General features: G+C 69.2%; 20 protein-coding genes. 10 read left to right on the top strand and 10 right to left on the bottom strand.

The window, feature by feature from the left end:
* The first annotated feature begins 27 nt into the window (after nucleotides 1-27).
* Nucleotides 28-228, top strand: coding sequence for a GNAT family N-acetyltransferase (locus tag J5X75_RS46395; protein WP_372450881.1), 201 nt, complete (start codon nucleotides 28-30; stop codon nucleotides 226-228).
* Between the two features lie 598 nt (nucleotides 229-826).
* Nucleotides 827-1,018, top strand: a complete 192-nt coding sequence (locus J5X75_RS15060; protein ID WP_208467982.1) for a helix-turn-helix transcriptional regulator — start codon at nucleotides 827-829, stop codon at nucleotides 1,016-1,018.
* A 395-nt stretch (nucleotides 1,019-1,413) separates the two neighbouring features.
* Here J5X75_RS15060 and J5X75_RS15055 read toward each other — a convergent pair whose 3' ends face one another.
* Both J5X75_RS15055 and J5X75_RS15050 read right to left on the bottom strand, forming a co-directional pair.
* Nucleotides 1,414-2,106 (bottom strand): response regulator, encoded by a 693-nt coding sequence (locus J5X75_RS15055; protein WP_307798090.1) that lies wholly within the window; start codon nucleotides 2,104-2,106, stop codon nucleotides 1,414-1,416.
* Nucleotides 2,103-3,287: a sensor histidine kinase gene (locus J5X75_RS15050; protein ID WP_208467981.1), complete on the bottom strand. Its 1,185-nt coding sequence runs from the start codon at nucleotides 3,285-3,287 to the stop codon at nucleotides 2,103-2,105. The genes J5X75_RS15055 and J5X75_RS15050 overlap by 4 nt, the downstream gene beginning before the upstream one ends.
* A gap of 135 nt (nucleotides 3,288-3,422) precedes the next feature.
* Between J5X75_RS15050 and J5X75_RS15045 the strand changes: the two genes are divergently transcribed.
* The gene (locus J5X75_RS15045) at nucleotides 3,423-3,659 is read left to right on the top strand and encodes a hypothetical protein (RefSeq protein WP_208467980.1); all 237 of its coding nucleotides are present in this window, start codon (nucleotides 3,423-3,425) and stop codon (nucleotides 3,657-3,659) included.
* Here the strand turns inward: J5X75_RS15045 and J5X75_RS15040 are convergent.
* On the bottom strand, nucleotides 3,641-4,309 hold the full coding sequence (locus J5X75_RS15040) for a TetR/AcrR family transcriptional regulator (protein WP_208467979.1): 669 nt from the start codon (nucleotides 4,307-4,309) through the stop codon (nucleotides 3,641-3,643). The genes J5X75_RS15045 and J5X75_RS15040 overlap by 19 nt on opposite strands.
* 75 nt (nucleotides 4,310-4,384) lie before the next feature.
* Between J5X75_RS15040 and J5X75_RS15035 the strand changes: the two genes are divergently transcribed.
* Nucleotides 4,385-5,821 (top strand): MFS transporter, encoded by a 1,437-nt coding sequence (locus J5X75_RS15035; RefSeq protein WP_307798089.1) that lies wholly within the window; start codon nucleotides 4,385-4,387, stop codon nucleotides 5,819-5,821.
* Entirely contained in the window at nucleotides 5,808-6,992 is a 1,185-nt protein-coding gene (locus tag J5X75_RS15030; RefSeq protein WP_208467977.1) for a threonine synthase, read from the top strand. The genes J5X75_RS15035 and J5X75_RS15030 overlap by 14 nt, the downstream gene beginning before the upstream one ends.
* Nucleotides 6,993-7,261: 269 nt before the next feature.
* On the opposite strand, the gene J5X75_RS15025 is transcribed toward J5X75_RS15030, so the two are convergent.
* From J5X75_RS15025 to J5X75_RS15005, 5 genes are read right to left on the bottom strand one after another with little or no spacing between them, the layout of a single operon-like run.
* On the bottom strand, nucleotides 7,262-8,554 hold the full coding sequence (locus J5X75_RS15025; protein WP_208467976.1) for an ROK family transcriptional regulator: 1,293 nt from the start codon (nucleotides 8,552-8,554) through the stop codon (nucleotides 7,262-7,264).
* Nucleotides 8,551-9,441 carry a DUF6807 domain-containing protein gene (locus J5X75_RS15020; RefSeq protein WP_208467975.1) on the bottom strand — a complete coding sequence of 297 codons (891 nt, stop codon included), beginning with the start codon at nucleotides 9,439-9,441 and terminating at the stop codon, nucleotides 8,551-8,553. The genes J5X75_RS15025 and J5X75_RS15020 overlap by 4 nt, the downstream gene beginning before the upstream one ends.
* A gap of 8 nt (nucleotides 9,442-9,449) precedes the next feature.
* On the bottom strand, nucleotides 9,450-11,840 hold the full coding sequence (locus J5X75_RS15015; RefSeq protein WP_208467974.1) for a pectinesterase family protein: 2,391 nt from the start codon (nucleotides 11,838-11,840) through the stop codon (nucleotides 9,450-9,452).
* Nucleotides 11,837-13,321, bottom strand: coding sequence for a glycoside hydrolase family 43 protein (locus J5X75_RS15010; RefSeq protein WP_208467973.1), 1,485 nt, complete (start codon nucleotides 13,319-13,321; stop codon nucleotides 11,837-11,839). The genes J5X75_RS15015 and J5X75_RS15010 overlap by 4 nt, the downstream gene beginning before the upstream one ends.
* Complete coding sequence (locus J5X75_RS15005; RefSeq protein WP_208467972.1) at nucleotides 13,318-14,166, bottom strand: DUF6807 domain-containing protein; 849 nt, start codon at nucleotides 14,164-14,166, stop codon at nucleotides 13,318-13,320. Before J5X75_RS15005 ends, J5X75_RS15010 begins: the two co-directional genes overlap by 4 nt.
* Before the next feature lie 131 nt (nucleotides 14,167-14,297).
* Between J5X75_RS15005 and J5X75_RS15000 the strand changes: the two genes are divergently transcribed.
* The 5 genes from J5X75_RS15000 to J5X75_RS14980 are packed head-to-tail and all read left to right on the top strand — an operon-like array spanning nucleotide 14,298 to nucleotide 20,232.
* The gene (locus J5X75_RS15000) at nucleotides 14,298-15,614 is read left to right on the top strand and encodes an ABC transporter substrate-binding protein (protein WP_208467971.1); all 1,317 of its coding nucleotides are present in this window, start codon (nucleotides 14,298-14,300) and stop codon (nucleotides 15,612-15,614) included.
* The gene (locus J5X75_RS14995; RefSeq protein WP_208467970.1) at nucleotides 15,611-16,489 is read left to right on the top strand and encodes a carbohydrate ABC transporter permease; all 879 of its coding nucleotides are present in this window, start codon (nucleotides 15,611-15,613) and stop codon (nucleotides 16,487-16,489) included. The genes J5X75_RS15000 and J5X75_RS14995 overlap by 4 nt, the downstream gene beginning before the upstream one ends.
* A 10-nt stretch (nucleotides 16,490-16,499) precedes the next feature.
* The gene (locus J5X75_RS14990; RefSeq protein WP_238487966.1) at nucleotides 16,500-17,387 is read left to right on the top strand and encodes a carbohydrate ABC transporter permease; all 888 of its coding nucleotides are present in this window, start codon (nucleotides 16,500-16,502) and stop codon (nucleotides 17,385-17,387) included.
* A 30-nt stretch (nucleotides 17,388-17,417) separates the two neighbouring features.
* Complete coding sequence (locus J5X75_RS14985; RefSeq protein ID WP_238487964.1) at nucleotides 17,418-18,806, top strand: pectinesterase family protein; 1,389 nt, start codon at nucleotides 17,418-17,420, stop codon at nucleotides 18,804-18,806.
* A gap of 13 nt (nucleotides 18,807-18,819) precedes the next feature.
* Nucleotides 18,820-20,232, top strand: a complete 1,413-nt coding sequence (locus tag J5X75_RS14980; protein WP_208467968.1) for an RICIN domain-containing protein — start codon at nucleotides 18,820-18,822, stop codon at nucleotides 20,230-20,232.
* Between the two features lie 151 nt (nucleotides 20,233-20,383).
* On the opposite strand, the gene J5X75_RS14975 is transcribed toward J5X75_RS14980, so the two are convergent.
* Together J5X75_RS14975 and J5X75_RS14970 are read right to left on the bottom strand one after the other, a co-directional pair.
* Nucleotides 20,384-21,052 (bottom strand): GTP pyrophosphokinase, encoded by a 669-nt coding sequence (locus J5X75_RS14975; protein ID WP_307798088.1) that lies wholly within the window; start codon nucleotides 21,050-21,052, stop codon nucleotides 20,384-20,386.
* Between the two features lie 31 nt (nucleotides 21,053-21,083).
* Nucleotides 21,084-22,856: a substrate-binding and GGDEF domain-containing protein gene (locus J5X75_RS14970; protein ID WP_208467967.1), complete on the bottom strand. Its 1,773-nt coding sequence runs from the start codon at nucleotides 22,854-22,856 to the stop codon at nucleotides 21,084-21,086.
* Between the last annotated feature and the right edge of the window lie 36 nt (nucleotides 22,857-22,892).

Genomic DNA, 22,892 nt, shown 5'->3' with positions numbered 1-22,892 from the left:
CGCCGCGGGCGCCGTCTCCTTTGTGCGATCGCCTTCCTCGCGGTCGACGAGGAGGAGGTCCAGGACTGGTGCTGGGGACACCATCTGGCGAGACCGGACGGTAGCACCATGTTCTATCTGCACCATCTCGAAGTAGCCGAGCCGTTTCGGGGCCGGGGGATCGGCCGTGGGCTGCTCCGGTCGTCCATGGCGGCGGGTGTGCGACTCGGCGCCGGAAGATGTTCCTGATCACGGGTGTGAGCAACCGGGCCGCACGTCGTCTGTGCGAGTCGGTGGGCGGGACACCGGCCACGCAGGGCTCGACGGTGAACTAATAGTTCCCGCTGGGACAGCTTCACCACCCATGCCGATGATCGAGGACTGACTGCGCGACCGGGTCGCCGAGTTCCAGGCCCTGCGGGGGACAAATCGTCGACTCGTGGCAGGGCGTGGAGATGGTGGTTCGGGGCGGTGATGAGGGCGAACCCGAATACGACGGCCCCGACGTCCCGTGCCTCCAACTCCTCTGTCTGGACGCGGTGATGGCGAACGGCGCCGCCATCAGCATCGAGACCTACCAAGACATCGGCGACTTTGGTCTCATGCCGTCAAGCCGCTCGTGGTGCTCATGCCGTCAAGCCGCTCGTGGTGCTCATGCCGTCAAGCCGCTCCTGCCGCTTTGGCGCTTCTGGCGCTTACGCCGCATGGCTCGACCTGCTCGCCGGTCCGTCCCTGCTCGGGCCTGTTCGCCGACGCTGCCTGCTTGGATTGCTCGACGCCCTCGCCGATTCACCCGTTCGAGTGACATAGGCGCTAGACAGGTTGTCATGCGACTAGGCTAGGCTGCGTGAACACTCCAATCCCGAGCCTGGTCGGTCACCAGGAGCTTCGTGTTCGGCTGGGCGGAATCAGCCGGCAGCGTGTCTACCAGATCACCAACCGCGCCGATTTTCCGCGCCCGGTTGCCCAGCTCGCACAGGGTCGCGTGTGGCTGGCCGACGAGGTCGAAGCCTGGTGCCTGGCTCGAGGCCGTCCTTGACGGCGTCACCCTTCGCCTTGGGCCGGAAGTGTCCTCGGTGGCGTCGCCCTTCGCTATCACTCGGTGGCGTCCCTGATGGCGTGGTCCTTCGTCCTGGGCCGTGCCTGTGCTCGATGGCTTCGCCCTTCGCTCTGGGCAGGGGTTGTCATTGACGGCGTCGCCTTTCGTCCCTACTCGGTGGCGTCTCTGATGGCGTCGCCCGTCGTCCTCGGCCGGGGCTGTCCTTGATGGCCTCAGCCTTCGCCCGCCCGCTGGCGGCGGCGTTGCCCGCTGCCGCCGTGGGTGCCCCGCCTCGTCGCCGCGGCCGAGAGGCACCGGCGGGGAACGGGTCGGCTGCTTCCCGAACACGTCAGCCGACCCTTCGGCGAGAGGTCCGTAGAGGATCTCCGCCGGGCTCACGAGCGGGAGCCCTGGGCGGTCACCAGGCCGGACTCGTAGGCGGCGATCACGAGCTGGGCGCGGTCGCGGGCGGCCAGTTTGTGCAGCAGCCGGCCGATGTGGGTCTTCACGGTGCCCATGCCCAGTTGCAGGTGCTGCGCGATCTCGGTGTTGGAGAGGCCGCCGGCGATCAACGTGAGGACCTCGCGTTCGCGCTCGGTGATCGTGTCGAGGCCGTGCGGCGTACCCGGAAGGGGTTTGATCTGTCTGGTGAAGGCGTCGATCAGACGGCGCGTGACCCGTGGCGCGAGCAGTGCCTCGCCGGCCGCGACCAGGCGGATGCCGTTGAGCAGTTCGGCGGCCGTGGAGTCCTTCACCAGAAAGCCGCTGGCACCGGCCTGAAGGGCGGCGTAGACGTACTCGTCGAGGTCGAACGTGGTCAGGATGAGCACCCGCACCGCGGAGGTCTCGGGCGCGGAGCAGATCTGGCGGGTCGCCTCGATGCCGTCCATCTCCGGCATGCGCACGTCCATGAGCACCACATCGGGCCGCAGCCGCCGGGCCATCCGGACGGCCTCCACACCGTTGCCCGCCTCGCCGACCGGGGTGAGGCCGGGTGTCGCGTCCAGCAGGGCCCGGAAACTCTCCCGCATCAGCGCATGATCGTCAGCCAGCAGAACGCTGATGTCCGGCACGGATGAGTCGGTCACACGGTCTCCTCGACTGCGGTGTACGGAATGGCGGCGACCACCTGGAACCCGCCTTCCGGGCGGGTGTCCGTGGACAGGCTGCCGCCATACATGCTCACACGCTCGCGCATGCCGATCAGGCCCTGACCTCCGCGCCGCCGCCGTGGCGCATGGCGGCCCCGCCCGTCGTCGGTCACCTCGATGCGCACCTCACCGCCGGCGGCCCGGACCGCCACCCGGCACCGGCCTGCCTCCGCGTGTTTGATCACATTCGTGAGTGACTCCTGGACGATGCGGTAGACGGTCAGGCCGACCGCGGTCGGCAGCTCATCGGTGCCGCTGACGTCGAGGTCGATGCGCAGCCCGGTGGACCGCAGCCGCTCGACGAGATCGGCCAGGTCGGCGGCGCCGGGCGTCGGGGCGCGCTCGGCGGCGCCGTCGTCCGTGTCGTCGTCGGCGCGGAGCACGTCGAGCAGCCGGCGGATCTCGGTGAGGGCCGACCGGCTGGTCCGCTCGATGGTCAACAGTGCCGCCCGGGTCTCCGCCGGCCGCTCCTCCGCGATGTGGTTGGCGACGGTCGCCTTCACCGCGATCAGGCTCAGACTGTGCCCGACGATGTCGTGCAGCTCGCGGGCGATCCGCAGCCGCTCGTCGGCGACCGCGTCCCGCGCCAGCCGGCGGGCGGCGTCGGCCTGGAGGGCGCGCCGCCAGCGGACGAGCCGGCCGATCGCCCATGCGGTGGCCAGTGCGACCGCGGTGACGCCCAGCTCCACCTGCCACCACAGCGGCACCTCGCTGCCCGGGGCGTCGGCGGAGCTGACACCGGTGCGCTGGTAGAGCCACGGGATGGTGGCGGCCGGCGCGGCCAGGGCGGCGGCCAGAGCGAGGGCGGCCGTGATCCGGCCGGTCGCGGTGGCCACGGTGTAGAGCGCGAGCGTGGCCGGGAACCAGGCCACGACGATCACACCGGGGCCGACCACGCCGGCGGCGGTGGCGAGGGCGGCGGCCGCGACAACGGTGGCCAGCACCGGCAGGGGCCATCGGCGGCGGACCACGAGCGGTAGGGCGATCGCGGCCGCCACCAGCCATGCGACCGCGGCCGGGCCGGTCCACGCCGGACCGGGCGGGTCCAGGGTGGAAGAGCCGATCAGGTAGATCAGCAGGGCGGCGACCGCCGCGTCTCCTCCATATGCCCGTGTCACGCGACCAGGCTATCCAAGCGGCCTGCGCGGCGCGTCAGACCTGGGTCTGACTCCGGTGTTCAGACCCTGGGTTGACGCCCGGAGCCCTCCGCTGCCGACACCATGGGATGCGTCAACGACACGAGGAGCGCAGCAATGAACATCGACTCGATCGCCGCGGCCGACCTGGGCACGACCCTCGGCGGCATCGCCTTCTGGACCGTCCTGCTCGCCGGCTGGGTGGCGCTGTTCGCCGCCACGATCGTCAGCGTCATCCGGGCGGGGCTGAGCAGACGGTCGCTCACCCGGTGGATCCTGCTGGTCACCTTGGCGCCCGGCATCGGCATCGTCCTGTGGTTCGCCGCCGGGCGCTGTCAGCCCTCTCCGGGCTGACCTCCGCCGCTCTGGTGACGGAGGCCGTCAAGGAGCAGGTCCAGGCCGGTGACGAACTGGTCGCGGTCGTCGTGCTCGCGGAGATCGGTGGCCGCGCCGGTGAGGAAGGGGAAGGTCTGGGGGTCGAGGGACTCCCAGCTCTTCGCGTATGCGGCGAGCAGAGCGTCGCGGCCGGCGGCGGTGTCGACCGTCGCCACCCGGACCACGTCTTGGGCGGTGACGCTGACCACGTAGTTGAAGATCGCGGTGGCGACGAGGAAGCGGCGCTCGGCGGGCAGGGGAGTGCCGGTCAGCAGGGTGCCGATGCGGTCCAGCAGGTGCAGTGCGTGGGGCAGGCTGGGCAGCACGATGACGTGGCGCGCGGCCCAGGAGTGCCGGTCGAGGGCGTCATAGACGGACAGCGCGAGCGAGCGCAGATCCTGCTCCGGGCCGGCGGCGGCCAAGGCGTCGCCGAGGACCCGGTCGGCGCAGAGGCGCACCAGCTCCTCCTTGTTGGCCACGTGCCAGTAGACCGCCCCCGCGCCGGTGCGCAGCCGCTCGGTCAGCAGTTTGAAGGTGAACCCGCGCTCGCCGTGTTCGTCGAGCAGTTCGATGGCGGCGGTGACGACAACCTCGCGGGAGAGGCTCTCGGTGCGGCGGGCCGGTGACATGCCTCCATCTTGACACAGATTGGAATGACGTTCCATCCTTGGTTCTGGAACGTCATTCCAGAGAAGGGGGTGCCCGTGAGCACCGAAGTCCTCGAGGCCCGCGCGACCTCGCTGCGGGCCGTGTGGCCCGCCATCCTCGGGTTGTCGGTCGTCTTCCTGGTGGAGATGCTCGACAACTCGGTCCTCAACGTCGCCCTGCCCACCATCGCCCGGGAGCTGCACGCCACCGCCTCCGACCTGCAGTGGGTCACCTCCGGGTATTCACTGCTCTTCGGCGGCCTGATGATCGCCTTCGGCGCCATCGCCGACCGGTACGGGACACGCCGCGTGATGCTGATCGGCCTCACCCTGTTCGCCCTCGCCAGCCTCGCCGTCCTCGCGGTCCGCACACCGGCCGAGCTGATCGCCGTCCGCGCCGCCATCGGTGTGGCCGCCGCCATGACCGCACCCGGCACCATGGCCCTCTGCTTCCGCCTCTTCGACGCCGAGAACCTGCTGATGCGCGCCACCGGCTTCATCTCCACGGTCGGCCTCGTCGGTCTGGCCGTCGGCCCGACCGTCGGTGGCCTGATCATCCAGGTGCTGCCCTGGCAGACCCTGCTCGTGCTCAACGTGCCCGTCGTGGTGCTCGCCGCCGTCTGCATCCGGCTCGGCATCCCGGCCGACGACCCCGCCCACCGCAACCGCACGCCGCTCGACCTGCCCGGCGCCCTGCTCGGCACCGCCACGATCATCCTGGCCCTCTGGACCGCGAGCCTGGCCGTCGAGGACGGGCTGCTCGCCGCCGTCCCGTGGCTGCTCGGCACCGTCGCCGCCGGCGTGGGATTCGTCGTCCGGGAACGCCGCACCACCCACCCGATCATCGACTTCGCCCTGCTCAAGCGGCCCCTCGTCGGCGCGGGGCTGGCCTACCAGGCGGCGCTCGGGCTCGGCATGGCCGTCCTCGCCTACAGCGTCTCGCTCCAGCTGCAACTCGTCTGGGGCTGGTCCCCGGCCCAGGCCGCTCTCGGCAACCTTCCCCAGGTCATCACCATGATCGCGGTCGGGCCGCTGGTCGAGGGCCTCGTGAAGAAGGCGGGCGCGCACCGGGCCGGGATGATCGGCGCCGCGGCCGTCATCGCCGGTCTGCTGCTCTACGGGCTCCTCGGCAGGTTCGGATATCTCGCGATCGCCGCCGCCCTCGTCCTGACTGCGGCCGGCATGCGCGTCGTCATGGTCATCGCCACCGTCACCGTGATGCGCGGCCTCCCCGAAGACCAGACCTCCACCGGCGCCGCCCTCAACGACACCGGGCAGGAAATGTTCAGCAGCATCGGGCTGGCCGTCACCGGCACCATCGTGGCCTCGGCGCTGTCCGGTTCGCTCGCCGACCTGGACGCCGCGGCCGCCCACGGCTTCGAGAACGCCGTCACCACGGCCACCCTGGTCCTCACCGCCGTCTGCGCAATCCTCGCCGGATGGGCCGCCCGGCGCAGCGCGGCACCTAGCCTTGCTGACCATGGCAACCGTTGAATCGCTCGCGACCGGACAGCGCTCGCTCGGGGACACCCGCATCGGATATCCGCTCTGGCCGCCACTGACCAGCGGATGCCCCGAGACGAGCAGCACCGAGATCGCCTATCCGGTCGACGTCGACTACGACTACGACCGCATCCCGGACGGCCCGCTCACCCCCGACCGCTTCCCGGCGCTCCTGCCACCGCTCGCGGCCGAAGGGCTCGGCGAGGGCGGGACACCGCTCGTCGAACTGGAACCGGGCGTCTACCTCAAGGACGAGTCCCGCAATCCGACGTGGAGCCACAAGGACCGGCTCAACCGCTGCACGGTCAGCGCGGCCGTCGGCGTCGGCGCGCCCGGCGTCGTGGTCGCCTCCTCCGGCAACCACGGTGCATCGGCGGCCGCCTACGCTGCCCGCAACGGCCTGCCCTGCGTGGTGATCACCGGTCCCGCTCCGGCGCCGCAGGTGGTGACCTTCCTGCGGGCCTACGGTGCGGTCGTGCTGCCCGTGCCGTGGGAGCGCCGGTGGCCGGTGATGCGGCGGATCGCCGATCGGGGCGGCCTGCATCCGGTCAGCAGCACCACCGTCACCCACACCGGGCACCCCTTCGGGCCCGAGGGCTACAAGACCATCGCCTACGAGATCCATCAGGAGATCGGCACGCCCACGGCCGTCTTCCTTCCCACCGGGTACGGCGAACTGCTCTACGGCGTGTGGAAGGGCTTCGCCGAACTCGAACGACTCGGGCTCGCCGACCGGGTGCCCCGCATGATCGCCTGCGAACCCGCCGCCGCGGCACCGCTCGTCGAAGCCCTCCGCTCCGGGGTGCCGGCCGCCCGGGTGGACGTCGGGCCGACCGCCGCCTACTCGATCGTGTCGCAGGTCAGCGGCTATCGCGGGGTGCTCGCCGTGCGTTCCAGCGGTGGGCGGGCCCTCGCCGTCGACGACGGGCAGCTGCGGTCCGCCCAGACGGAACTCGCCCGCTCGGGACTGTGGGTGGAACTGTCCGGCGCCGCGGGCCTGGCCGGGCTGCGCGGTGGGGGACCGCTCGACGGGCCGGTCGTCTGTGTCACCACCTCCAGCGGCTTCAAGGACCCGATCGGATCCTCGGCCCCGCTCCCGGCCATGAGCGGCGAATGGTCTGACGTCAGCCGGCAGATGAAGGCGGCCGGCATCGACGTTTGAGAGATCACGCCAACCAGGCGAAACCCCACACCGGCCGCGATCGCTCGCGTGGCCGATCGTCCGACGGGGCGCTGACCCGGCGGGCCGGTCAGGTCATGACGGCGCGACCTCACCCGTACCGGTAAGCGGTCTCACCCCGTGCCGGTAAGCGGTCTCACCTGGTGCGGGTAAGCGGTCTCACCCCGTACCGGTAAGCGGTCTCACCCCGCGTACTGGTAAGCGGTCTTACCCCGTGCCGGAAAGCGGCCTCACCCCGTACCGGTGAAAGGTCAACCGCGGCGGGCGAGCCAAGGGTTGGGGTCTCGCCGCACCTGGTCGATGGCCTGCAAGGCCGCACCGATCACCGCGGCGTCCGGGCCCAGCTGGGCGGGGCGGACCTCGATGGGGGACCAGCGGGCGGTGAGGACGCGGCTGCGGAGCTCGCGGTCGATGCCGTCGGTCAGCCACGAGGTCAGCAGGGAGTAGCTGCCGCCCAGCAGCACGGTGTCCACGTTGACCAGGTTGACCAGGGCGGACACGGCGGTGCCCAGGGCGGAGGCAGCCCGGTTCAGGGCGGCCAGGATCTCCGGGGAACCGTTCGAGACTAGGGTGTCGATGGCGACGGCCGGCTGTTGCGGTGAGGGTGGCAGATGCGGGGAGGCGTCGATGATGCGTTGCAGACCGGCGTAGCACTGCAGGCATCCGGTGGCCCCGCACGCGCATGCCGGGCCGGCGCTGTCGACCATGACGTGGCCGAGTTCGCCGCCCCAGCCGCGCGAGCCGCCCAGCGGGACCCCGCCGAGGACCAGGCCGGCGCCGATGTCGAACTCGCCGCTCACGCAGACGAAGTCGCGCAGTTCGGGGCCGCCCGCGTAGAGCTCGCCGAGCGCGGCCAGCCCGGCGTCGTTGTCGACGCCGACCGGCAGGTCCTCGGTGCCGATCAGCGCGGCAAGAATCCCGCCTGCGTCGACATCCCGCCAGCCCAACGTGGGAGCGAAACGGACTATGCCGCCGTCGACCGGCCCCGGTACGGCCAGAGTGGCCCCCACGACGGTCAGGTTCTCGGCCATCGCCGTGCGGATCGCCTTCCCGGCCATGGTGGCCAGACTCCGCAGCGTGTCCTGCGGATCCAGGCTCCGCCCTTCAGCAGGAGCCCGGTCGAAGCCGGCGACGGGCTGACGGTCCAGGCCGTGGTCCGGGAACGGGCCGTGCGGGGCGAAGTCGAGGTGGCGAACCGACCCGGTGAGGTCGACGACGCAGACCGAAAGGCTGTCCGCGCGGATGTCGAGGCCCAGACCGGCCGGACCGGTCCGCGCGAGGCTCAAACCCACTCGGGGACGGCCGCTGTTGCCAGACCGTGCCGGCGCCGCCTCCACGACCAGGCCCGCGGTGAGCAGCTCGTCGACGATGCGGGAGATCGTCGGGCGGGTCAGGCCGGTGGCCGCCGCCAGCTCGATCCGCGAAATCGGGACAGGAGCGCCGACGATCTGCCGGAACGTGAGGATGAGATTGTGGGCGCGGAGGCTGTCCTGCCGGACGGGCGTGTCGGTGGCGGGCGCGACCCGGTGCACCGGGCGGGTCATGACGCCAGTTCGTCGGCATAGGCGGCGGCCCGATCCGGCGAGAGCGTGCCGTCGGCGATCACCGTGACTATCCGCCGGGTCAGCGCCGAACCGGGAGACAGTACGAGTGGCTCGTCCCACGACAGCGCCGATCCGATCCCCAGATAGTCGCGGGTGCGGACGAACCAGCGGTCGGACCGGGTCCGCTCGGTCCCGCCGATGAAGACGAGCGTCCACGCGCCGCCGTGCACCGACAACCAGCGGGACGTACGCCCGTGTACCGCCTCCACACCGGAACCCGCCTCCGCGTCGATCCGGACCGGCGCGTCCGGGGTGGGCGCCCGCCAGAAGAAGCCGCCGTAACCCGCGCCCGGCCGACCGTGAACCGCGGGACTACGGACCGGCATGTCCCGGTCGGCGGCGTTGGAGAGCGTGAACCCGAAGTCGAGCATCCACGCGTCGTCGGCGAGCCGCCGGGCGGAGATCTCGCGCCGTTCGGTCAGCAGCAGAGCGCCGTCGATGCCGGTCCAGTGCAGGGCGTGGCCGATCTGTGCGGGGGTGCGCCGCAGCCAGCGGGCGTGCGCCTGGGTGCCGTGGTTGTCGAGCCAGGCGGGACCGTGCCCCGGAATGAAGGTGCGGCCGCCCCAGAAGTTGGCGCCGTCCACCTCCGCGACCGCGACACTGACACCCAGATGGTGGCGGTGCGAGGCGGGCATCAGCTCGGTGACACAGATCCCGCCAAGCGTGCGAACCGGATGCAGGTACGGCCGGGGCGACAGGGCCACGGGCAGATCGGGACGCCACATGTACTCGGCGACGACCTGGTCGGCGAGACGCAGGGTCGCAGGGGCGTCACCGGTCACGGCTGCCTCCGGGCTGGTCGGTCGATTCCCCAGCAGGATAGTCATGAGGCTGATCAGGTTCGGGGACGCCAGCCGCCGAGGTACGCGCCGACCGTGTACCGCCGCGCCTGTTCGCGGGTCAACTCCGGGCGGCCGCTGCCGGGCCCGGTGTTGGCGTACTCGCCGAACCGCCCGCTTCCGGCAAGCCAGGGCTCGGCGGCGATCCGCGGGCCGAGCTCGGATTCGCGCACCACCACCTGCCCGGTCCGGCCAAGAAGAACGGTTCCGCTTTCCGCGGTGGCGGATTCGCGGATGATCTGCCCGATCTGGCCGAGGAGAACGGTTCTGGTTTCCGTGATGGCGGATTTGCGGACGGTCTGCCTGGTCGGGCCTGGGCGGTCAGTTGTGGTTTGCGCGGTGCAGGGTTGGCCGATGATCTGCTTGGTCCGGCGGAGGAGAGTGGTTTCCGTTTCCGTGATGGCGGATTTGCGGACGGTCTGCCTGGTCGGGCCTGGGCGGTCAGTTGTGGTTTGCGCGGTGCAGGGTTGGCCGATGATCTGCTTGGTCCCGCCGAGGAGAGCGGTTTCCGCTTCCGCGATGGCGGAATCACGGACAATCTGCCCGGTCCGGCCGAGAGGTTCGGTTGCGGTTTCCGGGCCGCGGCCGACGATCGATCTGACAACCAGGATTCCGTACGGCTGACGCGCGGGCGTGGCCACCGCGGTGACGCTCGCGCCGCTGGCCGGATTGATGGTGCACCGGTCGAGAACCGCCACGGCCGTCCCGGTGATCAGGTCCCCGCCGCCGGCGACCGTGCAGTCCCGCAGGTAGCTGCGCCCGTGGCCGGCCAGGAACCCGGTCAGCCGGGTGCCGGCGAGAACCGTGCGGTCACCGGCGGCCCGGACAGCGGGCGCCGCGGTGCCGGTGACGGTCAGCCCCCGAACCGTCGTGCCCTCGCCGAGCAGCGTGAGCGTGGCCGCGTCGTCCCCGAGTGGCCCGCCGTAGAACTTCTGCCCACCCGAGTCCAGGTCGTAGGCGATGACCGCGTCGGCGGGCCCGGCGATGGTGACGTTCGCCTGGCTGGGCCACACCCTCACCTGCTCCCGGTAGTAGCCCGGCGTCACCCGGACGGTCACCGGCTCACGAGCGTCACGGGTGGCGCCGAGCGCCGCCAGCAGACTGCCGTAGTCGCCGCTGCCGTCCAGTGCCACCGTGATCGTCGACGGTGTGGACGGGGACGTCCACTGTGGCCCGGCATGGCGGGTGACCAGGTCCTTGACCCGGCGGGCGGGGTCGGGGGAGTAGGCGTAGGGCAGCTCGAACGCCTCGCCCGCCTGGTCGGCCCGTCCGGTCGTCCCGGTGAAGAGGTTCCGTCTCTGCGCGAGCCCGGCGGCGGTGCCATGGACGACCAGCGGGTCATTGACCTGCTCGAACACGCTGTCCTCGACGAGCACCCGGGCGTTGTTGCGACTCATCGTGCCGTACTGGGTCACGTTCTCCAGATAGTTGTTGTAGAGGTGCGCGGCGGCCGTGTTGTCGATACTCCAGTTGCGTTGAACGGTATTGCGGATCCAGTTGTGATGTGCAGTCAATCTAGTCAATACGTTCGGTGTCCATCCGACGCCGAGTGCCTTGTTGATGTCGCCGACGATGTTCCAGGACAGGGTGACGTGATCGCTGTCCTTGCGGATGTCGATACCGCCGTCGCCGACACGTTCGATCCTGGTGTGGTCGATCCAGACATGATCGGCGGCGTCGAGGCGGATGCCGTCGTTGTCGTTGGCGGAGCTCTTGCCGTCGAAGTCGCCGGGGATGTAGGAGTCGCGAATCGTCAGGTTCCGAATGATCACGTTGTGCGTGCCGTTGAGGAACAGGCCACCACCGACGATCTCCGCACCCGGTCCGGCACCGATGATCGTCTTGTCCGAGGCGACCGGGATCATGTCACCGAACGGATCGACCCGGATGCTGCCCACCACCTGGACGACCAGCGGATCCGCCGCCGCGGCAAACGCCCGGAGCTGCTCGAACGTGGTGGCGCGAACCGTGACGCCCGCGCCGCCACCGGTGGTGCCCGCGCCAAAGCCGTCGGCCGCGCCACTGTTGGTGGGGCCTGTGACCAGTCCTGCGCCCGCGCCGCCGCCGGTGGGGCTCGTGACCAGTTCTGCGGCCGTGTCGCTGTTGGTGGGGCTCGTGACCAGTTCTGCGGCCACGTCGCTGTTGGTGGCGCTCCTGACCAATCCCGCGGCCGAGCCACTGTTGGTGGCGGTCGCGACGAAGTCTGCGGCTGGGGCGGCCAGGCCACCGCCGGTGGCCGTGGCGAAGCTGGTGGTCACGCCGCCCCTGGCGTGACCCTCGGGCCCGTCGGCCACGTTGCCGCCGGTGGTGGCGGCCACGATGGAAGGGCCGGCGGCGCTCACCGGGACGATGGCCGCCACCGCGGCGAGCACTACGGCGATGATCATTTCCGCTCCGAGGTGGTGGCGTGAAAGTAGGTGAAGTCGGCGTGCCCGTCCGGGCCGATGGCGAAAAGGGCGACGGTCGCGCCGATCCAGCCACCCGGGGTGGCGGTGAACGGTAGGCCGCACTCCCACCGCTCACCGCCGTACTCGGCGGCGAACCCGGTCACCACTCCGTCGGTCACGGTCACGGCGAGGCGCACCCCGGCCTCGTCCGGAACCGTGACGGGCGCCGCCGCGTCCTTCTCCGCCTCGCCGTCGGCTTCGGCGATCCGGCAGGTCAGCCGGGTTCCGCCGGGCGTCTTCTCCAGCCCGAACCAGGCGTATGTGCGCCCGAGCACCGTGACCCCGCCTCGCGCGCAATCCCCGCCGCTGAGCCGCAGTGTCGTCTCGGCGCGCAGGTGGGGTCCGGTCAGCGGCTGGCCCAGCAGGTTCGGGGCGGTACGCAGATCCTTGCCACCGGGAACGCAGGCGAGGCGCAACCCGTCACCGGGGTGATCGACGATCCACCCCGGCGACGGGTTGGCCGACCAGCTCCACTGCGGACCGGGCCGTCCGCGTGGGAAGGTGTCGCTGGTCGCCAAGGTGACCGGCACCCGGGGCAGGCCGTCCGGGGTGCGGTGCGCGCGTACCGGTGTGCCGTGGTCGCCGATTTCCGGCCAGCCGTCCACCCAGGTCATCGGCTGCAGGTGGGTGATCCGCCCGTACGCCTCCCGGTCCTGGAAATGCACGAACCAGTCCTCGCCGCCCGGCGTGTCGACCCAGGCGCCCTGATGCGGCCCGTTGACGTCGCTGTCGCCCTGAGCGAGCACGATCCGCGGCTCGTAGGGGCCGAACACGTGCCGGGAGCGCATCGCGTACTGCCAGCCGTTCGCCACGCCGCCGCCGGGGGCGAAGATCCAGTACCAGCCGTCGCGCCGGTACCACTTGGGACCCTCGAGGGTGCGGCAGCCTCCGATGGCGTCCCCGTCGACGATCAGCACCCCGTCGCCGAGGGGCCGGCTGAGATCCGGGGCCATCCGGTGGGCGGTGAGCCGGTTGTTGAACCCGCACCGGCTTTTCGCCCAGCCGTGCACCAGGTAGGCGCTGCCGTCGTCGTCCCACAGCGGGCACGGATCGATCAGTCCCCGGCCGGGCAGGACGAGCCGGGGCGGGCTCCACTCACCGGCCGGGTCGGCGGCGGTGGTCACGTAGACACCGAAGTCCGGATCCGGGTAGCAGATCCAGAACCGGCCATCGTGCAGGCGCAGCGACGGCGCCCAGACTCCGCAACCCGGCCTGGGTACGCGGTAGTGCTCGCCGGGAACCAGCCGGGTCAGCGCGTGGCCGATGATCCGCCAGTCGACGAGGTTGGTGGAGTGCAGCAACGGCAACCCGGGAACCCGGTTGAAGCTGGACGCGACCAGGTAGAAGTCGTCGCCGTGGCGGATGACGTCCGGGTCGGGCCAATCGGCGTACAGGATCGGGTTGTGGAATCGGTGTGTCATGCCGGCTCCTCGCGGATGGCCGCCGTCGCGGTGTCGGTGATGGCGCTGCTGGGTGGGCCGTCGGCGATGACCACGGAGAGGCGCCGGGTGAGGGTGCCGCCGGGTGCGATCGTGAGCCGTTTCCAGGCGATCGCCGAACACACGCCGGCGTAGTCGGCGGACCGCACGAACCAGGGGTCCTTCTCGTCGGCCAGGAAGATCAGGGTCCACGGGGCGCCGCCGTCACGGTGGCCGCTGAGAACCACCCACGGGTCGCGGTTGCCGTGCACGTCGCCGTCGGTGTCGCGGCCGTAGGCGTGCACCCGGTCGAGACCGGCCGGCGCGCGCCAGAAGAATCCGCCGTACCCGGCGCCTTCCCGGCCCCGGGCGGCCGGGCTGTCGATTTCCAGGGTGGTGCCGTCCGCGCTGGTCAGAGTGAAGATGACGCGCAGCATCCAGGCGTCGTGGGTGAGCTGCCGAACGGTCAGGGCACGCCGCTCACGGACCAGGGTGACGCCGTCGCGACCGGTCCAGTGCAGCTCGTGTTCGGCACGGCCGTCGTCACGGTGCAGCCAGCGGTGGTGGTCTTGGCGGCCATGATTGTCCAGACGTATTGATCCATGACCGGTTACATATGTACTGCCGCCCCAGAAGTTGACGTTGTTGACGATCGGCAGGGCGATGCTGGCGCCGAGATGGTGGACGTGATCGTCGGGCATGAACCCGGTGACCGTGGTGCCGCCGAGTGTGGTGACCGGGTGCAGGTAGGGCCTGGGGGAGACGGTCGCGGGCAGTCGCGGATCCCAGACGTACCGGGCGACGACCCGGCCGGCGCAGCGGAGTTCGTGTGCCTGAGCCTTCGGCATGCCCGGCAAGCTATCCACGCCGGTGCATTTAAGTCAACCTCTGAAACAAACTCCGGCGAGGCGGTTGACATGGATGCTGCTCGATAGATAAAACACTGAAACAAATCCGCTCGCCGGTCGGAGGAACCTTTGTGAACACCATCGGCACCACCGTCGGGCCCACCCGGCGTCACCTGCTCACCCTCGCCGGGCTCGCCGCCACCGCCGCCACCCTGCCCGGATGCGGCCGCGGCTTCGGCGGCGGCGATGACGACGACGGCCGGATCGAGATCAACATGGTGTGGTGGGGCGACGCCCAGCGCGCCGAGTTCACCCAGAAATCGCTGGACCTGTTCCAGACCGCCAACCCCGGCATCCGGGTGCGCACCGAATACCAGGACAGCTCGCCGTACAAGGACAAACTCGCGGCGCGCTTCGCGGCCGGCGACCCGCCTGACCTGATGGCCATGCGCTTCGACAGCCTCCGCGAGTACGCCGACCGCGGCACCCTGCTCGACCTGGCGAAACACGCCGGCGCCCTGGACCTGACCGGCCTCACCGAGCCGGCCCGGGCGCTCGGCCAGGTCGGCCCGCAGATCTTCGGCGTGCCCTCCGGTCTCAACACGATCAGCTTCGTCGTCGACAAGGCCATCACCGATCGGTACGGCGTGAGCATCCCGGACGGCGACACCTGGACCTGGGCGGACCTCTCCGAGTTCGCCGCCGCCGTCACCAAGGCCAGCGGCGGCAAGGTCTACGGCGCCAACTTCGAACCGTGGACCGTCGCCAACCTGCTCGTCTTCGCCCGCCAGCGTGGTGAGGACTTCTTCACCGCGGACGGCAGACTCGGCGCGACCGCCGGCACCATCACCGCCTGGTTCGAACTGACCGAGGGCCTGCGCGCCGCCAAGGCGTTCCCGCCGGCCGGGTTCATCGACCAGAACAACGGCGCCTCACCGGCCCAGTCCTATCTGGCCAAGAAGTCGATCGCCTCGCAGATCATCCCGTCGAACAACCTGCTCGGCTACAACCAGGCGTGCGGTGGCAATCTCGTCATGCTGCGCATCCCGGGGGAGACCGCCCGCCGCGGGCAGTCCATCGACACCCCGGCCCTGTGGTCGATCGCCGCCACCTCGAAGCATCCCGACGAGACGCTCAAGCTGCTGAATTTCCTGATCAACGACGTGGAGGCGGCACGGGTCGCCGGTGCCACCCGCGGCGTGCCGCCGAACCGGAAGATCGCCGAGCAGATCGCGCCCGACCTGGACGCCGACAACAAGCGGGCCACCGAGTTCCTCACCGCGTTGCAGAACGAGAAATTGCCGCCCTCGTACCCGTACCCGGTCGGCGCCAGCAAGCTCACCAACATCCTCAAGACGATCAGCACCGAGGTCGAGTTCGGGCGGCTCAAGCCGGCCGCCGCCGGAGAGCGGTTCATCACCGAGGCCCGCAAGGAGATCAACGGATGACGGCGATCCGGCGCCAGGACCGGGCCGGCTACCTGTTTCTGCTGCCCTGGTTCGGCGGCATGCTCTTCATGATCGTCCCGTTCTTCGCGTCGCTGTACCTGGCGTTCACCGACTACGACCTGCTCACCGCCCCCACCTGGGCCGGACTGGACAACTTCCGGCGCATGTTCGACGACGCCAAACTGCACCAGTCGCTCAAGGTCACGATCACCTACACGGTCGTCTCCGTACCGTTGTCGTTGATCGTCGCCCTTGCCGTCGCCATGGTCCTGGACCGCGGCGTGCGGGGACTGGCCATTTACCGCAGCGTCTACTATCTGCCGTCACTGCTGGCCGGCAGCGTCGCGATCGTCATGCTGTGGCGCTACATCTTTGGCTACAACGGCATCGTCAACGACTTTCTCGCCTGGTTCGGCATTCAAGGCCCGGGCTGGGCCTCCGATCCCCGGTACGCGTTGAGCACGTTGATCCTGCTGCACGTGTGGACGTTCGGTTCACCCATGGTGATCTTCTTGGCCGGGCTGCGGCAGATTCCGGCCATGTACTACGAGGCCGCGTCGATGGACGGCGCCTCCGGGTGGCGGCAGTTCCGCTCGATCACGTTGCCGCTGCTCAGCCCGATCATCTTCTTCAACCTGGTGCAGGCGCTGATCGCGTCCTTTCAAACCTTCACCCAGGGGTACGTGATCAGCAACGGCACTGGCGGCCCAGGGGAGTCGACCCTGTTCTACAACCTGTACCTGTACCAGAAGGGCTTCGCCGAGTTCGACATGGGCTACGCCTCCGCGATGGCCTGGCTGTTGCTGGTGATCATCGCCGGGTTCACGGCGGTCAACTTCCTGGCGGCCCGCTTCTGGGTCTTCTACGACAACTGACAGGGCTTTCATGACGCTCACCATGACCCGGGAAACCTCCGTCGAGCCACCGGCCGATCAGCCGCCGCCGAAACGTTGCCGTCCCCGCTTCATGCGGCACGTGCTGCTCAGCGCGGTCGGTGTGATCATGATGTACCCGCTGCTGTGGATGATCTCCAGCTCGCTCAAGCCCAGCAACACCGTCTTCACCGACGAATCGCTGTGGCCGGCCGTCCTCGACCTCGGCAACTACTCGCGCGGCTGGACCGCGCTCAGCGAACCGTTCGAGATCTACCTGGTCAACTCGCTGGTCATCGTGGTCCTCAGCATCGTCGGCAACCTGCTGTCCTGTTCGCTCGCCGCGTACGCCTTCGCCCGGTTGCGTTTCACCGGCCGCAAACTGTTCTTCGCCATGATGCTCGGCACCATGATGCTGCCCGGCCACGTGCTGGTCGTCCCGCAGTACGTCATGTTCGACCGGCTGGAATGGCTCAACACCTACTACCCGCTGCTGGTCCCGCACTTCCTGGCCACCAACGGGTTCTACATCTTCCTGATGGTCCAGTTCATGCGATCGCTGCCGCAGGAGCTCGACGACGCGGCCCGCATCGACGGGTGTGGCCCCTTCCGGACGTTCTGGAAGGTCATCATGCCGCTCTGCCTGCCGGCCTTCGCCACCACCGCGATCTTCACCTTCATCTCGGTGTGGAACGAGTTCTTCGGCCCACTGCTCTACCTCACCGACCCCGAGCTGTACACCGTCCCGCTCGCTCTGCGGCAGTTCATGGACTCCGAGGGGCAGAGCCAGTGGGGCGAGATGTTCGCGATGTCGTTCCTGTCCCTGGCACCGGTCATCGGCTTCTTCATCGCCGGCCAGAAATACCTGGTTAAGGGCATCGCCACCACCGGCCTCCGGTAACCCCCGAACCCGGAAGGAAGGATCCCCATGATGCGCAAGGTGATGGTCCTCGCGCTCCTCGCCGCGGGTGTGCTGTTCGGCATGCCCACGGCGCCCGCCCAGGCGGCGCCGGTCACCGGTGTCGCCTATCAACTCAAGGTGACCAAGTCCGGTATGTGTCTCGATGTGCCGGGCGCGTCGACGTCTGATGGTGCCCTGTTGCAGCAGTGGGGTTGCACCGTCAACTCCACGTGGCAACAGTTCACATTGATCGCCTCAGGTTCGAACTATTTGATCAAGAATGTCAACAGTGGCAAGTGTGTTGACGTGCCGGGTTGGTCGACGACGTCGGGTACGCAACTGCAGCAGTACACGTGTGTATCCAGTCAAGCCAATCAACAGTGGCGACTGGTGGCGAGCGGGTCCAATACGTATCAGGTCGTCAATGTGAACAGTGGCTTGTGCATGTCGGACAAGGACGCCTCCACGTCGTCGGGCGGGGCGATCATCCAGGAGACGTGCACCGCCAACACCAACAAGCAGTGGGGCTTCGTCACCACCAGCACGGCCGGCGCGACGGTCGCGGCCGACGGCAGCGGTCAGTACACGACCGTGCAGGCCGCCGTCGACGCCGTCCCGGCCAACAACACCACCCGTCGTGTCATCACGATCGCCCCGGGCACCTACCGCGAGATCGTCACCGTCCCGTCGAACAAGCCCTACGTCACCCTCCAGGGCCTCGGCACCGCCCCCGGCCAGACGGTGATCGTCAACAACCACAGCTCGGCAGGCGGCTACGGCACCTCGGGCAGCGCCACCGTCTTCGTCAACGGCGCCAACTTCGCCGCCACCAACCTGACCATCGCCAACGACTACGGCGAGGGCAGCCAGGCCGTCGCCGCCAACCTCAACGGCGACCGGTCGGTCTTCGACAACGTCCGCTTCCTCGGCGCCCAGGACACGCTGCTGGTCAACAACTACCGGCACTACGTCAAGAACAGCTACGTCGAGGGCACCGTCGACTTCATCTTCGGCAGCGGCACGGCCGTCTTCCAGAGCACCGCGATCCACCAGAAGCGCAGCACCGGTGGCCCGATCACGGCGGCCCGGACCGACGCGGCCAACGCCTACGGATTCCTCTTCTACCGGTGCACGGTCACCGGCGCGACCAGCAACACCACCCAGCTCGGCCGCCCGTGGGGACCGGACGCCCAGGTCCTCTACCGGGAGACCAGCCTGAGCGCCACCATCGCCACCGCCCAGCCGTGGATCAACATGTCCTCCAACGTGTGGACCAACGCCCGGTTCTTCGAATACCGGAACACCGGTTCCGGCGCCACGGTCAACGGCAACCGGCCGCAGATGAGCGACGCCACCGCGGTCAACTACACCCCGCAGAAGTATCTGGCCGGCACCGACGGCTGGAACCCGGTCGGATGAGAGGGGAGTGATCATGCGTAGGTTCTTCGCGATCGTGCTACTGGGGGCGTCCGTACTGATCGGCCTCGGCTCCTCGCCGGCCCAGGCCGCCCCGGCAACGGGTGTCGTCTACCAGCTCAAGGTGACCAAGTCCGGTATGTGTCTCGATGTGCCGGGCGCGTCGACGTCTGATGGTGCCCTGTTGCAGCAGTGGGGTTGCACCGTCAACTCCACGTGGCAGCAGTTCACATTGATCGCCTCAGGTTCGAACTACTTGATCAAGAATGTCAACAGTGGCAAGTGTGTTGACGTGCCGGGTTGGTCGACGACGTCGGGAACTCAACTGCAGCAGTACACGTGTGTATCCAGTCAAGCCAATCAACAGTGGCGACTGGTGGCGAGCGGGTCCAATACGTATCAGGTCGTCAATGTGAACAGTGGCCTGTGCATGTCGGACAAGGACGCCTCCACGTCGTCGGGCGGGGCGATCATCCAGGAGACGTGCACCGCCAACACCAACAAGCAGTGGGGCTTCGTCACCACCAGCGCACGCACCTGGCCGTCGATCCCGGACGGCTTCGCGTCGACCGGCGGCGGCACCACCGGGGGAGCGGGCGGCACGACGGTCACCGTCACGACCCAGGCCGACCTGACCCGATACGCGGCCGCGTCCGGCTCCTACGTGATCCGGGTGGCGGCCGCCATCACCATCAGCCCGATCGGCACCGAGATGCCGGTGACGTCCAACAAGACGATCGTCGGCGCCGGCCGAAGCGGACAGATCGTGGGCGGCGGCTTCTTCCTCGGCGCCGGCACCCGCAACGTGATCATCCGGAACCTGACCATCCGCGACACCCGGATGGCCGACGACGACCCGGGCGACGACGTCTACGACTACGACGGCATCCAGATGGACACCGCAGACCACATCTGGATCGACCACAACCTCATCACCCGGATGAACGACGGCCTGATCGACTCCCGCAAGGACACCACCTACCTGACCGTCTCGTGGAACGTCCTCGCCGACGGCAACAAGGCATTCGGCATCGGCTGGACCGACAACGTCACGGCCCGGATGACGATCCACCACAACTGGATCCACAACACCGGCCAGCGCAACCCGAGCACCGACAACGTCGCCTACGCCCACCTCTACAACAACTACCTGCAAACCATCAGCGGCTACGGCAACTACTCACGCGGCGCCACAAAGATGGTCCTGGAGAACAGCTACTTCGACGGAGTGAAGGACCCCTTCTATCCGGACTCCACGGCACAACTGCGCCAGTCCGGCAGCATCCTGGTCAACTGCACCGGCAAGCAGACCACCCTCGGGTCGGCCTTCACCCCGGCGAGCTTCTACTCCTACACCCTCGATGCGGCCGCCGACGTGCCCGCCATGCTGCGGACCTACGCAGGCCCTCAGGCCGACATCGGAACCTGATCGACCCGGCTCCGGCCCGCGGAAAGATGGCCCGCGGGCCGGAACCGGAATCTGAACGACCCGAACGACGGCGCGTAGACCCCAGGACCCCCAAACCGGCATCGAAATCTGAAACCACGGCCCGCGGACCCACGGCCCGCGGGCCGGCTCGCTACCGCCGAGGACCGTGGATCTCGCGGTGCAGCCGCTCCATACGCTGATCGAGCCGTGCCGCGTCCTCAGCCGCCGCGGTCAGCTCGTCACGCAACCGCGGCGGTACCACGTCCGGATCGTGCTTGTAGTAGATCTTGTGTTCCAGGGTGGCCCAGAAATCCATGGCCACGGTCCGTAGCTGCACCTCGACCGGCACCGCCACCACCCGGTCCGACATGAAGACCGGGACCTCCACGATCAGGTGCAGGCTGCGGTACCCGTTGGGCTTCGGGTTGGTGATGTAGTCCTTCTCGACGACCAGGTGGACGTCCGGCTGACGGGTCAACATCTTCGCCACCGTGTAGACGTCCGACACGAAACTGCACACGATCCGGATCCCGGCGATGTCCCGAATCTTGTCACGTAGGTCTTCGAACGTGAGCGAGCAGCCCAGCCGCCGTGCCTTCGCCGTGATGCTGGCCGGCGTCTTCAGCCGTGGCAGCACGTGCTCGATCGGGTTGCTGCTGCCGCGATGGGTGAGTTCCTCGGCCAGGATGGTGATCTTCGTGTTGATCTCGGCCAACCCGAACTTGTACACCATGAGGAGGTGGTTGAGGTCGGTGAGCTGCTCGTGCCACGTCTCGGGATGGACCCGGCGGGCGATCTGTCCGGGATGATCGGTCGTCACGTCGCATCTCTCTCTACCCGATAGCGGCACGTCAGCGCTGCCGCGCCACGGACTTCGCCCGGTACATGGCGGCGTCCGCCTCGCGGAGCAGATAGTCGGGGTCCGAGGTGCCGTCGCCGGAGATCGCCGCCCCGATGCTGAGACCCACCTCGACGACGTGCCCGTCGATGGTGAACGGTTCGGTCACGGTGGCCTTGATCGCGGCGATGACCTCGTGAGTCCCACCCGACCCGGACACCCCGTCGATCAGTACGACGAACTCGTCCCCACCCAGCCGGGCCACCGTATCGGTGCGCCGCAACCGCTTCGTCAACCGCCGCGCCACCTGTATCAGCAGCTGGTCGCCGGCCGCGTGACCGTGGGTGTCGTTCACCGCCTTGAACCCGTCCAGGTCGAGCAGCAGGATAGCGAACCGGTATCCCGCCTCCCGGGCGGCCCGCCGTTCCGCCTGCGCCATCCGGTCCTCCAGCAGGACCCGGTTCGGCAGGCCGGTCAGATGATCGCGCAGCGCCGCCTGCCGCAGCTTCTCCTGCATCACCCCGTAGTCCAGGGCCTTGGCCAGCAGCGACCCGGAATGGTTCATCATCTCCCGGCCCGGCGGGGTGGTCGACTGGATCCGGCCGACGGCGGCCAGCAGGCCCCAGTCCTGAGCCGGTGTCCGGATCGGCACCACGAACACGATCTCGCCATCCGCGCCGTAGGCCCGTTCGAACAGGTCCGCCGGCGGAAATTCATCCACCGGGAGGAGCCCGCCGGCCGGGAACCGGAACCCGCCTCGCACGTGCAGCGTGTCCGCGAGATCCGGTTGCCACAGGCCGAGGCAGCCGGCCGTCGCCGGGGTCAGTTCCAGCCAGGCCAGGTCCCGCGGGTCCCGCTCCTGGGTGCCGAGCAGCGCCACACCCAGCTCGTACTGGATGTTCAACGTCTCCTGCAGATAGCTGACCTGCCCGAACAGCGCGCGGGTGTGGGCCTCGGACACCGGAAGCCCGTCGTTGGTGCAGCCGCACGACTCCCGGTTCACGAAGACGGTCGGCACCTCGCGGCGGGGAACCGGGTGATCCATCAGCTCGTACAGTGCCCGGCCTAGTTCGTCGAGCGGCTGCCGCACGCTGGACAGCGCGGGTCGTAGATAGGCCGCGTCGGCGATGTCGTCGAATCCGACCACCGCGATATCACCCGGCACCGCGTATCCGGCCGCCCGCATCCGCCCGATCAACCCGATCGCGTTACGGTCGGTGCCCAGCACGATCGCCGACACCGGCATCCCGGCCCGGATCAGCAGGTCGGCGACCGCCTCCCCGCCGCTCTCGTGGTTGTCGCCGGTGTCCATGACCAGCGGTTCCAGGCCGTTAGCGGTGAGCGCCTCCGCGTACCCGGCATGCCGTTCCCGCAGGTCGAAGTGCGCCAGGTAACCGGCGAACGCGATCCGTTCGTGACCGTGTTCGATCAGATGTGCGACCGCGTCCCGTACCCCGCTGCGGTTATCGGCCAGGACCACCGACGAAGCCGGAGCCTCCTGCGCCACGAAGACCACCGGAAGCCCGGCCTGCCGGGCGTCCGTGGCGTAGCCGGTCGCGACAGCGCCCGGCAGCACCGCCAGCCCGGACAGGTGCCGCCACGCCAGCGGCCGATCGAAATCGGGCAGACCGCTGCGGTCGGCGCTGTGCGAACCCGGATTCAGGGTCTGCATCGCCATCACCCGGTCGCCGGCGGCCACCGCGGCGGCGTTGGCCCCCTCGATGATCGCGCCGTAGTAGTCGCCGCCGACGAACGGCGAGAGAATCCCGAACACACGCCCACTCACACCGCCCATGATTCCGCAAACCGGGCGGGCTCACGC

This window comes from Actinoplanes flavus, assembly GCF_017592555.1.
Taxonomy (GTDB): Bacteria; Actinomycetota; Actinomycetes; order Mycobacteriales; family Micromonosporaceae; genus Actinoplanes; species Actinoplanes flavus.
The sequence above is the reverse complement of the archived record's forward strand: the minus strand, read 5'-3'. Positions and strand labels throughout refer to the sequence as shown.